The sequence below is a fragment of the Kitasatospora sp. NBC_01560 genome, assembly GCF_045208415.1.
Classification (GTDB): domain Bacteria; phylum Actinomycetota; class Actinomycetes; order Streptomycetales; family Streptomycetaceae; genus Kitasatospora.
This window is the reverse complement of the sequence record NZ_CP109364.1, coordinates 40,857-54,823: the sequence shown is the minus strand read 5'-3', so window position 1 is coordinate 54,823 and position 13,967 is coordinate 40,857. Positions and strand designations below refer to the sequence as shown.

General features: G+C 72.0%; 10 protein-coding genes and 3 pseudogenes. 10 read left to right on the top strand and 3 right to left on the bottom strand.

Going from position 1 to position 13,967, the window contains the following annotated elements:
- The first annotated feature begins 1,094 nt into the window (after positions 1 to 1,094).
- The gene (locus OH807_RS00240) at positions 1,095 to 1,544 is read left to right on the top strand and encodes a hypothetical protein (RefSeq protein ID WP_406192075.1); all 450 of its coding nucleotides are present in this window, start codon (positions 1,095 to 1,097) and stop codon (positions 1,542 to 1,544) included.
- Between the two features lie 497 nt (positions 1,545 to 2,041).
- Here OH807_RS00240 and OH807_RS00235 read toward each other — a convergent pair whose 3' ends face one another.
- A complete protein-coding gene (locus tag OH807_RS00235) occupies positions 2,042 to 2,191 on the bottom strand; it encodes a hypothetical protein (RefSeq protein ID WP_406192072.1) in 150 nt (49 codons plus the stop codon).
- Between the two features lie 780 nt (positions 2,192 to 2,971).
- Here OH807_RS00235 and OH807_RS00230 point away from each other — a divergent pair.
- The 5 genes and pseudogenes from OH807_RS00230 to OH807_RS00210 all read left to right on the top strand — a co-directional run.
- Positions 2,972 to 3,436: a hypothetical protein gene (locus OH807_RS00230; RefSeq protein WP_406192070.1), complete on the top strand. Its 465-nt coding sequence runs from the start codon at positions 2,972 to 2,974 to the stop codon at positions 3,434 to 3,436.
- 616 nt (positions 3,437 to 4,052) lie between these two features.
- Entirely contained in the window at positions 4,053 to 5,159 is a 1,107-nt protein-coding gene (locus OH807_RS00225; RefSeq protein ID WP_406192067.1) for a phage tail sheath family protein, read from the top strand.
- A gap of 1,693 nt (positions 5,160 to 6,852) precedes the next feature.
- Positions 6,853 to 7,357, top strand: a pseudogene (locus tag OH807_RS00220) (peptidylprolyl isomerase).
- A 458-nt stretch (positions 7,358 to 7,815) separates the two neighbouring features.
- Positions 7,816 to 7,989, top strand: coding sequence for a hypothetical protein (locus OH807_RS00215; RefSeq protein WP_406192064.1), 174 nt, complete (start codon positions 7,816 to 7,818; stop codon positions 7,987 to 7,989).
- An 11-nt stretch (positions 7,990 to 8,000) separates the two neighbouring features.
- Positions 8,001 to 8,766, top strand: a pseudogene (locus OH807_RS00210) (glycoside hydrolase family 30 protein); the annotation flags it as partial.
- A gap of 377 nt (positions 8,767 to 9,143) precedes the next feature.
- Here OH807_RS00210 and OH807_RS00205 read toward each other — a convergent pair.
- Positions 9,144 to 10,076, bottom strand: coding sequence for an ABC transporter substrate-binding protein (locus OH807_RS00205; protein ID WP_406192061.1), 933 nt, complete (start codon positions 10,074 to 10,076; stop codon positions 9,144 to 9,146).
- Positions 10,077 to 10,430: 354 nt separating this feature from the next.
- Between OH807_RS00205 and OH807_RS00200 the strand changes: the two genes are divergently transcribed.
- Positions 10,431 to 10,745, top strand: coding sequence for an NIPSNAP family protein (locus OH807_RS00200; RefSeq protein WP_406192058.1), 315 nt, complete (start codon positions 10,431 to 10,433; stop codon positions 10,743 to 10,745).
- Positions 10,746 to 11,017: 272 nt separating this feature from the next.
- On the opposite strand, the pseudogene OH807_RS00195 reads toward OH807_RS00200, so the two are convergent.
- A pseudogene (locus OH807_RS00195) lies at positions 11,018 to 11,204 on the bottom strand (winged helix-turn-helix transcriptional regulator); the annotation flags it as partial.
- A gap of 383 nt (positions 11,205 to 11,587) precedes the next feature.
- Between OH807_RS00195 and OH807_RS00190 the strand changes: the two are divergent.
- From OH807_RS00190 to OH807_RS00180, 3 genes are all read left to right on the top strand, one after another.
- Complete coding sequence (locus OH807_RS00190; protein WP_406192055.1) at positions 11,588 to 12,955, top strand: DUF4157 domain-containing protein; 1,368 nt, start codon at positions 11,588 to 11,590, stop codon at positions 12,953 to 12,955.
- A gap of 130 nt (positions 12,956 to 13,085) precedes the next feature.
- On the top strand, positions 13,086 to 13,346 hold the full coding sequence (locus tag OH807_RS00185) for a hypothetical protein (protein WP_406192052.1): 261 nt from the start codon (positions 13,086 to 13,088) through the stop codon (positions 13,344 to 13,346).
- A 106-nt stretch (positions 13,347 to 13,452) separates the two neighbouring features.
- A complete protein-coding gene (locus tag OH807_RS00180; protein ID WP_406192049.1) occupies positions 13,453 to 13,920 on the top strand; it encodes a hypothetical protein in 468 nt (155 codons plus the stop codon).
- Positions 13,921 to 13,967 lie beyond the last annotated feature (47 nt).

Here is a 13,967-nt window from a genome sequence, read left to right as displayed (position 1 = left end):
CCGGTCCGGCCGCCGTTGCCCGGCTCCCCGGGCGCGGTCCCGGGGCCGGCTTGTCCGGCCTGCCTGCGCACCCGCTGGCGCTGTGTCGCTGCCCGCTGCCCGTCCCGGGGCGTCCTCGGTTTGTCTGGGGGTTGCGTGACGGGCTGGTTGTGACGGAACCCGGCCCTGGCTCCGGCCCTGGCCCTGGCCCCGGCTCGGTTCTGGTTCTGGTGTGTGACCTGACCGGGTTTCGAGTGCCCGGATCGCCGTCTGGTAGACCAATCCGGGTGGGTTGCCGGCTCCTGTCCGGCGGTCTGGCGGTACTCCGGGGCGTGCCGGTTTCGGTGACGGTGGGTGGTCGGCTGCCCGGGCCCGGTCGGGGTTCGGCGGGCGGTCCGGGGGTCGGGGCCGTTGCGGGGTGTTCCGGCGAATTGACGGCCCGTCGGAATTTCGTCGGAAATGCCGCCGGTTTCCGTCCTGGTTTCCTCGTCGATTCGCCGGGATTACCGCTGTCCGGGGCCGTTTCGGTGGGTCGTGAATGTTGTGCGGGAGTTCGCCGGGGGAACCGGGCGGGGGAGCAGCGGCACCCGGCCCTCGGGCGCCGCTCCCGGCCGCCAGCCCCGGCCCCCGGTCCCCCGGTCCGCTGCGCCTGGTTGTCGTGCCGCTTCCCGGCCGCCAGCCCCGCCTGCCCGCCTGCCCGCCGGCCCCGCCCGCCGCCTGCCGGTCCTGGCTACTGCCCGCCGCTGGGAGCGGCCGGTGCCCCCGCCGGCCCCGGGTGGCTGTGCCTGGGGGTGGTGGTCGGGGTGGTGGGTGGCCTCTGCTCCTGGACGCTGTCGCCCCTGGGAGGCTCACTGTCGTGCTGCTTCCCAGGGGTCGGGCGTCCCGGCTGCGTCCCTTGGTCGGTGGGGGCCGCCTGTCCCGGTTCCGGGCTGTTCCGGCCGTTGCTTTCGGGAGGCCCGCTGTCGGGGCGGGGTGCTGGGGCCCGTGTTGGTGTGTCGGTGGTGGCAGGCAGGCTGTTGATCATGTTTACGGGATGGTGGGATGTTCGGCCGGACGAGGAGCGTGTGCAGTGGGTGTTGGAGCCCTTCGTGTCTGTGGGGCCGTTGCGTTTCGGGATGACTGCTGACGAGGTGACGGACGCCCTGCTCGGTGTCACCGGGGACAGCGAGCACCGCACGTGGACCGGCGGGCGGGGCAACAATGCGTGGACGCCCTCGGAGGGCCGGTGCCGGGAGTTCGGTGTGCACCTGTACTACCGGGACGGGCGGTTGTCCGGTGTCGCGGTCGACGCGCTGTGCGGGCCGCAGGTCACCGCAGACGGCATGGCGCTCGTCGGTCGGGTGCCTTCCGTGTTGGAACAGTGGATGGTCGAGCATGCCGAGACTCTGCCCGACGAGCTGGCCTACATGAGTGCCGGCGTGCCCTGCTCGGCGTCGCTGGGCGTGGTGGTCAACGTCCAACGGGAGGGCGACCGCCTCCTTACCCGGCCGGTGTTCTATCCCGTTGAGGCGCTTGACGACCTCCCCCACTGGCTGCCGCAGAGGGCTTGGGAGATCCACGACTGAGACCTGGTCGGCCGCCGCGGGGGCGGGTGACGTGCACACAAGGCCTGGATCCCCGTGTTCGGGCAGGCCGTGACGGCCTCCGTGACAGGGGGCCGCGGTGCTCCCGGGGCGGCCGTGTCGGCCCTTGGCCCGCTGTCCTGCGCCGCCGTCCTGCGGTCAGGCCGGAATTCCCTGCACCTCTTGCCTGCCCGCTCCCTACCCGGCCCTGGAGGGAGCAACCCACGGCCGGTGTTCCTGCGTTGGCCGGTCGTGCCGTCGGCGGGCCGTGCGCGGCGGCCGGTGTTGGTCCCGGCCTGCTGTTCCGGGGCCCGCCGACCGTCGGTGCCCGGGTCGATGCCCGGGAGAACCCTGGGCTGTCCTGGGAGACGCTGCGGCGGGATGTCCCAGGAGGTGTGGGGTGGCAGGAAGTGGTGCTGTCGGGGTGTCTGTCCGTGCTGGGCTGGCCAGCAGGGGTTCGCCGCCGTGGAGGACGACGCGGGGTGTTGGAGCTGTGGGATTCAGCGGGTGGTGAGCCAGTGGATGAGGAGGGTGAGGGGCAGGCCGCCGGCGCTCGTGGCGGCGCCGAGGAGGGCGCGGGTGGCGAGTGTGCGGGGACCGGGCCAGGTGGGGCGCTTGCGGTGGGGTCCGCGGTTGTTGGTGGGTGTCATCTCGGGTCTCCAAAGTGACGGGGTTGGGCAGTGCGGGTGCCGGCCTGGGTCGGGTGGTCGCTGGTCGTCCTGAAATTAGGGGACCTGCGGCCCGTTTCATGCGCCGCTCACCCAAACGGGGGATCCCAAGCCCGCTCCGAAAACCGGTATTGAGCTTTTGACCTGCCATTACTTGGGCATGGCAGCTATTCAGAAGCTCCTTGAGCTGGCCTCGGCGAATGCGTGGCTCGTGCTGCGGGCTGCGTTCCTTGGCTGTCCGGGCGAGGGCAGGACGGCTCCCGGCTGTCCGGTGCCTGCCTGTCGAGGACGTCCCCTGCTGGGCCGCTGCCGGGCCGCCAGGCCCCGGTCCCCGTCCCGCTCCTGGTCGGTTCCGGTCCGGGCGTCGCCGCACGCGTCCTTCGCCGTCCGGACCACCGCCGGCCGGGGGGCTGGGGGTGCCGGGCGTGCCTGTTCCCGTTCCCCGGAGGGTCCGGCTGGCTGCGCCCCGGTGAGCTGGGGGTTCTACCGCCCCATGGCACCTCCTTCCTCCAGGGACGGCCCGTCGATTCCCCGTTGCGCCTCCTGTCCCGGTGTTGTCGTCCGGGGGTGGGTGCGCGGCAATCACTTGGTCCTGGCGGTGTGGGGTGGTGTTCGGGTGTTTTCCTGCGCCTGGTGCCGGCGTGTTGCGAGGCTGTGGTGGTGAGGAGTGTGCGGGGTGCCGGCCCGGATCGTGGCTGTGTGCTTCCTGGTCGTCCGGGTTGGATTCGGGATGTTGCCTATCTCGGCGACGAGGTGTTGCGGATGTTGGCCGTGGCCGTGGCGGCGAACGCGTACCGGGACGACGACCGCTACCTGCTGACCGCCGACACCTACCGGACCGCGGCCCTGGTCGTCGAGACTCTGGCCGAGTCCGTTCCCGAGAACGGCGGTGCCGGCCAGGTGGTCCTGTACACGGTGCCGGCCTGGAAGCTGGAGGCCCTGTGGGACGTGCTGCTGGTGCTGCGCCGCACGGTGGCCGGTGACCCGGGCACGGACGTGGTGCGCGAGCTCCTGGAGCTCCTGTGCGCCGGCATGGTCACTCCGGCCCGCAGGGTGGAGCGGATCGCCGCCGACCTGGAGAAAGTGGTGGCGGTGCTGATGCTCCAACTGCCGGCGGTCGCGGTGGTGGCCACTGCCGCGGTCCTGGGTGAAGAGCGGGGCGAGGCCGTCCTCGACGCCTACCGCCGGATCACGGCCGCGTGGACGGAGGCCGGAGTACGGCACTGACCTGCCCCTGTGACCTGGTGGCGGGTGCGACAGCGTGCTGCACCTGGTGTCTGTCACGGGGCTGCGCGGTGCCGGTGTCGGGCAGCTGGTCCTGGTCGCCGTTCCCGGGCCCGCCGCCCGCCCGTCGGCCCTGCCCGCCGCCTGCCCGCCGCCCGCCCGTCGGTCCTGGCAGCTGGTCGTGGGTCCTGGTGCCGCTGCGCCTGGTGGTGGTGGTGGCCTGGGTGGTGGTGCCCGCTCCCGGCCCTCGGGCGGCCGTGCCCGTCGTCCTGGTCGTGGTGGTGCTTGCCGGGGTCGGGCGTGCCGGCCTGCCTGGAGGCGGTTGGCCCGCTGGGGCGCCGTGGGGCCGGTGGTTGGGGTGAGCGGCGTGGAGATGAAGACGGTCATCGAGGGCCTGGCTGAGGAGGCCGAGCGGCAGCGGCGGGGGAAGGTATGGGAGCCCACCGATGCCGACCGTGCTCTGGCCGGCCGGGTCGCGGCCGCCCTGGCCGCCGCCGTGGTTCGGGTGCATTACCTGAAGTGCGGTGTGGCGTTGGTCAGAACACGCGAACCGCTGCGGGTGCTCCGGTCCCACTGGATGATCATCCGCGTCGTACAGACCACAGTGGAGGAGAGTCCCATGGCAGGTTCCGTGAGCTATCCGGGCGTCTACGTCGAAGAGACGTACAGCCTCGGCATGTCCGTCCAGTCCAGGCCGACCGCGGTGACGGCGTTCGTCGGCGACTTCGCCGGCGTGCCCACGGGCGGCGTTCGGGTGAACGACTGGGCGGGCTTCACCAAGCTCGGCGACGCGGACGGCGGTGTGGGCGCCGACAAGGGGCTGGGGCCGGTCCTCAAGAGCTACTTCCAGAACGGCGGCGGGTACTGCTACCTGGTGAGCACGGCCGGGTCCTCCCTCGCCGAGGCCCTGGAGGCGCTGACCGCGCTGGGGGACGTGACGATCGTGGCCGCCCCCGGCCTGTGGGACCAGGGCGCGCAGACGGCCGGGGAGTGGGCCCGCGCGCTCACCGGCTGGGCTGCGGAGAACAAGGCGATGGCCATCCTGCACACCGACCGCGACCACACCGCCGACCAGGCCGCCACGGCGGTCGACGCCTGGAACCTGGACGAGCACGCGCGCGGCTGCGCGGCGGTGTACCTCCCCTGGCTCAAGCCGGGCGCCGACGCCGAGCCGATCGCGCCCAGCGGCGCCGTCGCGGGCGCCTGGACCACCCTCGACAACGCGCGCGGCGTGTGGAACGCCCCCGCCAACATCATCCTGCACGGTATCGACAGCCCCCTCCACCCGACCACCGACGCGGACCAGGGCGCCCACCGCAACCTCAACTTCATCCGCACCTTCCCCGACCGCGGCACCCTGATCTGGGGCGCCCGGACCCTCCTCGACGCCGACGAATGGCGCTACATCCCGATTTGCCGCCTCGCCAACACGGTCGAGCGTGACATCCAGCAGGGGCTGCGCCCCGTGGTGTTCGAGCCCAACTCCCAACCCACCTGGGAGGTGGTGCGCTCCGCCGTCGACAACTACCTGCACAGCCTGTGGCAGCAGGGCGCCCTGATGGGCAGCACGCCGCAGGAGGCGTACTTCGTCCAGGTCGGCCAAGGCGTCACGATGACGCAGGACGACATCGCAGCGGGCCGACTGATCGTCAAGGTCGGACTCGCCGCCTTGCGGCCCGCCGAGTTCATCATCCTGAAGTTCATCCAGGAGATGACCCAGGCCTGACCTCACGCGTGCCCCGGGGCCGCCACGGAAACCACGCCGGCGACCCCGGGGCACGTCCAGCAACGGTCCTGCTCATCCAACGAGCGCCTCGTCAAAGTTCGCTGAGACTGGTCAAACTTCAGTGAGACGGGGCAGCCGCCAGCCCGCCGCCGGCCTCCTGCCGGTCGGTCGGGCTGCCGTGCTGGTGGCGGGTAGCCGGCCACCGGGCGGCCGGGTTCGGCGGGGCCGGTCCGTCGGGTGGTGCTGGCCCCTGGGGGCCGTAGGCCACCACCACCGCCCCACCACCGCCCCACCACCGTCCTGCCAGGGCCCTGCCACCACGGTCCCGGTGCCGCAGCACCCGGGCCCGCCGCCGGCCTCCTTGCCGGGCCCTCGGCCCTTGGCCCCCGGCCGCCCCCGATTTCCGTCCTGGTTTTCCTCGTCGATTCGGCCGGGATTACTCCGGGGTTGGGGCTGCTTCGGCGGGTCGTGTGAATTTCGTGCGGGAGTTCGCCGGGGGAACCGGGCGGGGGAGCGGTGCGAGCCTCGGGTGCTCCGGGGCTGTGCGGGTGGCCGCCGCCCCCGGGCGGCGGCTGTGCCCGGCTCGCGGTCGTGTCCGGAGCCGACCGGGGCGGCGGTGGCCGGGCTGTTCCCCCCCCGGCCGGGAGCGGCCCGTCGATCGCCGGCCCCGGGCGGTTCCGGGGCCGTGCAATCGACCGCCGCTCCCCGCCCGGCCTGGTGCGGCTGCGCCTGGTCGTCGTGCTGTGTCCCGGGGCGGGTGCCTGGGCCTGCAGGGAGTAGCCGGCCCCGCGCCCGCCCGCCGGCCGCGGGCCGTTCTGGCCGCCGCTCCCGGCCCGGTGCGGCTGCGCCTGGTCGTCGTCCTGGCCGTGGCCGGGAGGGGGCTGGGTCGTTGTGCGGGTATGGACGACGACTTGTACGGCCCGCGCCGGATCGCTCCCGACTGGCACGCGCAGGAGCTGTTGGTGGCTCTGGTCCGCGCTGCGGGTGGTGAGCTGGGTTCGACGGCGAGCACATGCTCACCACCTCGACCCGGGCGGTCGACGGGGCGATCAGGGACGTCCTCTACGAGCCGCTGCCGGACGGGACGGTGCGGCTCTCGCTGGCCTGACCGAACCCGGCGCCGGCCGCCGTGCCGGGGCTGTTGACGCCCTGTCGCGGGGGTTGTCGCATTGGGGGTGCTGTCGCGGTGTGTGACGTGCGCGCCAGGTCCGGATCCCCGGTGTGTGGGCGGGCCGCGACAGCCATCGCGACAGGGGCGCGGCGGTGCTCCCCGGGGCCGTTCGGCTGCTCCCCGCCCGGGAGGGGCCGGCCCCACCCTCGCGCCCCGGTTCCTCGACTCCGGCCGGGGTGCTGCCGCAGGGCCCGCCGGGGCGGCGCCGGGTGCTGCTGCGCCGATGCGGTCGCCGTCCGGTCCGCACTGGCCTGGCCTGCCTGGGACGGCGTGGGTGAGGGCTGTCCCAGCTCTGTCCCACCGATGTCTCAGCCCGCCGGTTATGTCCGTTTCGCTAGGACAGTCTCAGGCCGTATCCCCAGGTGCGAGCGTTTTCGGTCCGGGCCTGAGACAGGGCTGGGACACGCCCTCGCGGGCTGACCCGTCTCACCGAAGTTTGACCGGCCTCAGCGAAGTTTGACTCTCGACCTGCTGCAAGAATGACCATTCCGTAGCAGCGCCGATACCCACAGTGAGGTTCGCATGCCCAAGGTCAAGCTGAGCACCAACCACGGCGACATCGTCCTGGAGCTCGACGCCGAGAAGGCTCCGCTGACGGTCGACAACTTCGTCCACTACGTCAAGGCGGGCCACTACAGCAACACGGTCTTCCACCGGGTCATCAAGGGCTTGCATGGTGCAGGGCGGAGGATTCGAGCCCGGCATGAACGAAAAGCGGGACAAGCGTGCCCCCATCCAGAACGAGGCGGACAACGGCCTCAAGAACGACAAGTACACCGTGGCGATGGCCAGGACCATGGAGCCCCACTCGGCGAGCGCCCAGTTCTTCATCAACACCGCCGACAACGACATGCTCAACCACAGCGGCAAGAACACGCAGGGCTGGGGCTACGCCGTCTTCGGCCGCGTGACCGAAGGCGCTGAGGTGGTCGACGCGATCGAGCGCGTCAGCACCCGCTCCAAGGCCGGGCACCAGGACGTCCCGAAGGACGACGTCATCATCGAGCGCGCCGAGGTCATTGGGTAGCCGACGCTCGTACAGCGCCTCGACCGCCCCGCACCGGACGAATCCATTGCCCGGCGCGGGGCGGTCGCCCAGCGCCGGCGAGATCGGCTCCGGGTGTCCCGTCTCATCGAGCACGTCATATAGATGCGACCTGACCTGCGAGGTGTCAGGTCTGCGTGAGACTCGGGTCGCGGGCGGGCAGCCTTGGGATCGGGGATCGGATCTGGAGGGATCGGGTGTCTCATCGATCACGGTGGGTGTGTGGGCTCTGAGCTGTGGTGCGTCAGCTCGGCTGAGACGCCTCCGGCGGGATTCTTACGGAGCATGGCAGTTTCGGCGTGCTGGTCAGCTGGCTGTGTAGGTGACCATCGCGAGCGGTTGGCGGCGCGTTGAGTGTTGGCGAGAAGCGAGAGCGCCTTCGGGAGTGTCGGTGCCGCCCGGAATGATGCCCTTGTTCGAGATCGAGTGAGAGGGCCGTGATGGACGACGTTCTGGACGATTTGATCCACCTTGCCGATCCGCCTGGGACGAGCGGTCATGTCGTCGCGCTGCGGGTGCTGAAGCGACCGGATCCGGGCAGCGAATTCCTGGACTGCGAGTTCACCGTGTCGACGGAGACCGCCACCGGCCGGGCCCCTCACTGCGCGTCGTGAGGGGCCCGGCCGTCACCAAGCAGGCCCGGCAGCTCAACCCGGAGCTGACCGTGATGGCCTCGCCCTGGACGGGGCCTGCCTGGATGAAGGACAACGGCAGCCTCGACGGCGGCTGGCTGAAGGCCCAGTACCACGGCACCTACGCCCAGTACTCGGTCAAGTACCTCCAGGCGTACCAGGCGCAGGGCGTCCCGGTGAACTACGTCACGGTGCAGAACGAGCCGACCTGCTGCGCGGGCTACCCGTCGATGAGCTGGAACGGCTCCGGACTGGCGTACTTCACCAAGAACGCCCTGCTGCCCGCCCTCGCCGGAGCCGGCCTGCCGACCAAGGTCCTCGCGCTGGACTGGAACCGGGACCAGTACGCCTCCTACGCGGCGCCGTCCGTCGACGACGCGGCGATCCGCACCCACCCCAACTTCGGCGGGCTGGCCTGGCACGGCTACGGCGGCGACGTCACCACGCAGAGCGCGGTGCACGACCGGTACCCCGCGACGGATGCCTTCGACACCGAGCACTCGGGCGGCACCTGGATCGCCGACCAGCAGCGCGAGGACATGCGCAACATCATCGACTACACCCGCAACTGGGGTAAGTCGGTGACCAAGTGGAGTCTGGGCGTCGACCAGAACATGGGCCCCCACTACGGCGGCTGCGGCACCTGCACCGGACTGGTCACCGTCCACAAGGGGGGCTTCCGCACCGGGCAGGTCGACTTCACCGTCGAGTACGACACGATGGGCCACCTGACCAAGTTCGTCCGTCCCGGGGCGTGCTTGGTGGTCCGCCTGCCGCGTCCTGCTCCACACATCGCCGGGACCGCCCAGCACGCCGGTCACGCCGACATCGTCCGCGAGGCCCTGGACGGCGCGAAGACCATGGGCTGACGCCCCTGCGCGAGTCCCCGGGCCCTCGTCGAACGAGGGCCCGGGGCCGGCGGCCGGTGCTCGGGTGGCGCGGGCTGTCGGCGTGCACGGTTTCCGTCGCGTAGCGTTCGGCGAAGTACTCGTCGAGGAGTCGGAACGCGTCCGTGTCGCTGATGCGCGTGGCCGGACCGTGTGCCGGCGGGCGACCGCCGGCGCCGTGGGGCCGGGGGCCGCACCGCCCGTCGCCCGGGCCAGCACCTGCGCTCCCGGCCGCGACACCCCCCGGGCTCACAGCCCCCCGTTGACCGCCGCGGCCTGGGCCGCGCCCGCGCTGACGTTCCACTTCGCGAGGATGAGGTCGTACTCGCCGCTGTGCATCAGCTGGTCCAGCCCCTTCACCAGTGCGTCGCGCAGCTCCGTGTCGCTCTTGTTCACCGCGATGCCGTACGGGCTGGACTGCGAGCGGGCGCCCGTGACCTCGAAGCGGTTGCCGTTGTCGGTGGTCCTGGCCGCGTACGCGGCCACCGGGAGGTCGTTGAAGTCGGCGACCGCATTGCCGGCCGCCACCTCGGCGAGGGCCTGGGCGTCGTCGTCGAAGCGGTGGACCTGCAGCGACTTGCCCTGCCGGGCACAGGCGGCGACCTGGCGGCCGACGATCTCGTCCTGGGTGGTGGCGCGCTGCACCGCGACCGTGTGGCCGCAGATGTCGTTCAGTGTCTGGATCCCCTTCGGGTTGCCCTTCTGTACGACGATCGAGGTGCCGGCGATGAAGTAGTCGACGAAGTCCACGCCCGGCGCACCGGTCGGTAGGCCGTCCTTGCCGAGTGCGTTGCGCCGCTCGGGCGTGTCGCTGATCGCCGACATCGCCACGTCGAACCGCCCGGCGTTGAGGTCCGGTATCAGCTTGTCGAACGGCGTGTCGACGATCTCGATCCGCAGGCCGAGGACCTTCCCCAGGGCGTTGGCCAGTTCCGGATCGATCCCGTCCGGCTTGCCGTCCGTACCGTGGAACTCCATCGGCGGGTAGTTCGGGTCGGTGCCGATCCGCAGCACCCCGGCGGCGCGCTGTGCCGTGGGGACGGCCGCCCTGGCCTTGTCGGCGGAGCTCGTCGGACCGTCCGAGCCGCCGCAGGCGGTGAGCAGTAGGGCCGAGGCGGTGGTGAGGGCGGCGGCGGCCGGCAGGGCCCGGCGGTGGGAGGGCATGCAGGAGAGCTGGCGCATGGTGGCGCTCCTCGGTGGGGCGGGGCGGGGCGGCGCGAACGGCATCCACGAACGGGAACGGGGGCGGACGCGACCGGGAACGGGATCGTCCCACCCGGCTCCGACAGCACGGGCTGCGGATGTGTCACGATCCGCTATCGGGTTGGCCCGCGTCCTGATCACCGACGTCATCCGCCACGGCATCCAGTCCGTCCGGGTCACGGAGGTGTCCAGGACGACGCCGAGGGTGCAGCGGGCCAGCTCCTCCTGGGGGTGGTGGCGTCCGGCCCGGGGGATGTCCGGACCGCCGCCTCGTCGCCCGGGCTCCGTCCGGGGCCGTTGCCTCCGGCCGGCGGGGCCGCTTTCATGGGGGGCATGATCACCATTCACCTGAAGTACGAGATCGACCCCGACAAGCTTGCGGACTTCGAGGAGTACGGCCGCCGCTGGGTGGGCCTCGTCAACCGCTTCGGCGGGACGCACCACGGCTACTTCCTGCCGAGCGAGGGCGACAGCGACATCGCCTACGCCCTCTTCTCCTTTCCCGGTTTCGCCGCGTACGAGCAGTACCGCGCGGACAGCATGACCGATCCGGAGTGCCAAGAGGCATTCGAGCTGGCTCGGACCACCCGCTGCATCAAGCGGTACGAGCGCCGCTTCCTGCGGCCGCTGGACGTCGAGTCCTCGTAGTACTCCGTGAAGCCCAGGGGGACTCGTCGTTCGCACGGTGGCCGTTCCCTGGGGCCCGTGACCGGCTCCCAGGGTGCCCGTGACCGGCTCCCAGGGTGCCCGTGACCGGCGGCCGACTCCGTGGCAGGGCGCTGTGCACGAGACGGCGTAACCGGGCCGCCGCCGTGCGGCATGACGAGTCAGCGGTCCGCTGCGAGGCGATCGTCCTTGGCGCGGTCATCAACGGATCGTTGTGACCGGCGCATTCGATCCACACGCTGGGTGGGGAGTGACGCGTCGGCGAGCCGGTTGCTGCGGTCGATCTGCGGCATGTGCGTCTCGGCCCAGACCCGCAGGGCGGAGAGCGGCCCTTCGAGGGACAGGCCGAGCTCGGTGAGCCGGCAGTGGACGGCGGGCGGCACGGTGGGTTCCACGCGGCGCGACCAGGCCGTCGCGGACCAGGCTGTGCGGGTACACCGAGCAGGGCACCCTCGACGGCGTCCTCGGGAACGCCCCCAAGGGCACGTCCGGTGCCCTCCGGCCGTTCCCGGACCCCTCGTTCCCGAGCGCCGGTGACGGCGGCGAGTACAGCTACTACCGCCCGTGCGAGGCCTGCGCCCTCAAGCGGCGCATCCAGCGCGAGGAACAGCAGCTCCAGAGCTTCTACGAATCGGTCTCGACTTTGAGTGGACCCGGCAGGCGGTGGAACTACGGGGGTGGCAATATCAGGTCTGGAGCTGCCGCCGGGCGCGGAGGGAGAAGGCACCGGCTATCCGCCCGGTTACCGGAGGGACTGGCCGTTCAGTGACGCCGCGGTGACGAGAAGGCGCGGAAGATCGACAGCAGCGATGAGGGAGACCGCCGTGTTCACTCACGCGACCGAACCGAGGACCTCAGCCGCAGCCCGGGAGCCGCTGGTCGCCCCGCCCATCGTGCACGAGGTGCTACGCGGCCCCGGTGAACCGCTGGACGCTGTGACCACGGCAACCATGAATGCCCGCTTCGGTCAGGACTTCAGCCAGGTCCGGGTGCACACCGGCCCGCGGGCCGCCCAGTCGGCGGCCGCTGTCATCGCCCGGGCCTACACCGTCGGCTCGCACGTGGTCTTCGACGCCAACGGATATCGCCCCGACACGGTGGACGGCCGGCGGGTGCTGGCACATGAGCTCACCCACGTGGTGCAACAACACGGGGTCGGGGACACTCCCACGTCCGGGCTGGCAGTCGGCGATGTGGATGATCCAGCCGAAACCGAGGCCAGCCACGCCGCCCACGGTCGGGCCGATGCGAGGTTGAGTACGTCCGCAGGGCCCGTGCTGCGTCGTCAGTCCGCTCCACGGCCTACAGCCCAACAGCGAGGGCCGACCCTGCTCGGCGAGCACCCCGGAGCAGGCGGACCGGGATTCACCAGTTCCGCCGCGACGAAGGCGGTGACCGGCTTCGCCACCGGCTCGGCCGAACTCACGTCCGAACATCGGGCCACGCTTGATCGTCTTGCCGCCGACATCAACGCCAAGCCCCTCGCCCTCGGCGGTTACGTTACACTGGTCGGTTTCGCGGACCGTCGAGGCGAAGTCGGCGAGAACCATGCACTCGGCCAACGCAGAGCCGACGCGGTGCGCGACTACCTGCGCCGGATGGTCACCGAGGAGGACACCAAACGGGAGATCCGCTCCCACTCGTTGGGCGCACCGACCGACGGCCCGGTCGTTGACGACCCCATGCTCCGCAAGGTCGAGATCACCATCACCCGTCGGGACTACCGCCTCGGACCGCCCGCGCCCGCACCGACACTCCCCCCGGTGGGCGGCTCGCGATCGGGCGGCGTGCCGGATGTTCTGAAGCCGCTGCCCGTCCCGATGCCACCGGCACCCGACCCGAGGCACCCGCGGCTGCCGGACTGGTTCTGGCACGACTTGCCGGCGCGACCGGCGAACCCGTCGCCGACCGAGCAAATCTCCCGCTGGCTCAACCGGAGCCTGCGCACGGAGGACCTGGTGCACGTCGCCACCGCCGTCGCCGGCGCGCTCGGCCTGGACCGGACCAAGGTGCGGAAGATGCTGGAGGACGCTTTCCAGAGCGGCGGTGAATCCGCGGTCAAGGGACTGCTCAAGGCTATGGTTCAGGCGGCCGCCGGTGAGCTGACCAGGCCGCAGCCAGGGCCAACCCCAGGTCCGCCGGATCCGCTGCCCACCCCGCCCGTTCAGCAGGCGCCGCCGGTTCCGTTCTGATTCTGACGGGTCGGAACCAGAGACAGAGCCGCCGGAGGACTTCCTCGCCCGTACCCCGGTTGACGGGAACGCCGCCCACCGCGAGCTGCTCGCCGCCGACCCGTGCACCGCCACGGTCACAGGGATCGCCATGCGCCGGGGCTTCGCCCACTCCGGTCACTTCGCCGCGCTCTACCGCGACGCTCACAAGACCCACCCGACACCGCCCACCCGACACCGCCGAAACGGTGAAGCAGGCCCCCCGAGCGGTGCCGGCCCGCGCCACGGGGCCGCCGGCCACCTCGCCGACCGCCTCCGGGCCCGCGGCCTCACCCCGATCGGCGCCGACCTCACCGGGCTGCTCCGCGCCGGCGGCAGCGTCAGGTCCCGCACCCCGGAGCTGCGGCACTGACGGCGAGGAGCCCCGGACAGGACCCCCGAGCGGGATCCCGGTAGGGAAGTTCGCGCAGGGTTCCGACTCCTGCGCCGCTGCGGAGCGGGCTGGAAGGCTCTGGGCCGTGATCGTTGACAGTGCGTTCGCAGCGGCGGAAGCGGCTCCCTCACCCGGGTGGTCGCCGAATCCCGGGCCGGGGGAGTCCGCGGACCCGGGGCACTCCGACGCGGCGGGGTTCGTCGCGACCGCGCTCGCCGCCGCGCCGGCCGAGCCCGTCCTGCCGGTCGGGCCGCTGTCCGGGACGGCCGGGTTCGCCGCCGTGCTGGCGCCGTTCGCCGAGCTGGCCGGACGGCGGCTGCTCGCGGCGCTGGACCCGGTGGTCGGGCGGTCGGTCCGACTGCCGGCGGTCGTCGCGGAGTTCACCACGGCCACGGCCGCTGCGCTGGGGGACGTGGCGGCCCGGGTGCTGGTGCTGGAGCTGCAGGTGGATCGGGTGGAGGGACAGCTGGCGGGGGCGACCCCCGAGGCCAGGTTCCGCGAATTCGTCGCCGCGGCCGGGACCAGGGACCGGCTGGTCCGGCTGTTCGCCTAGTACCCGCTGCTGGCCATGCTGGTGGGCCGCGGCTGCGTGAACGCCGT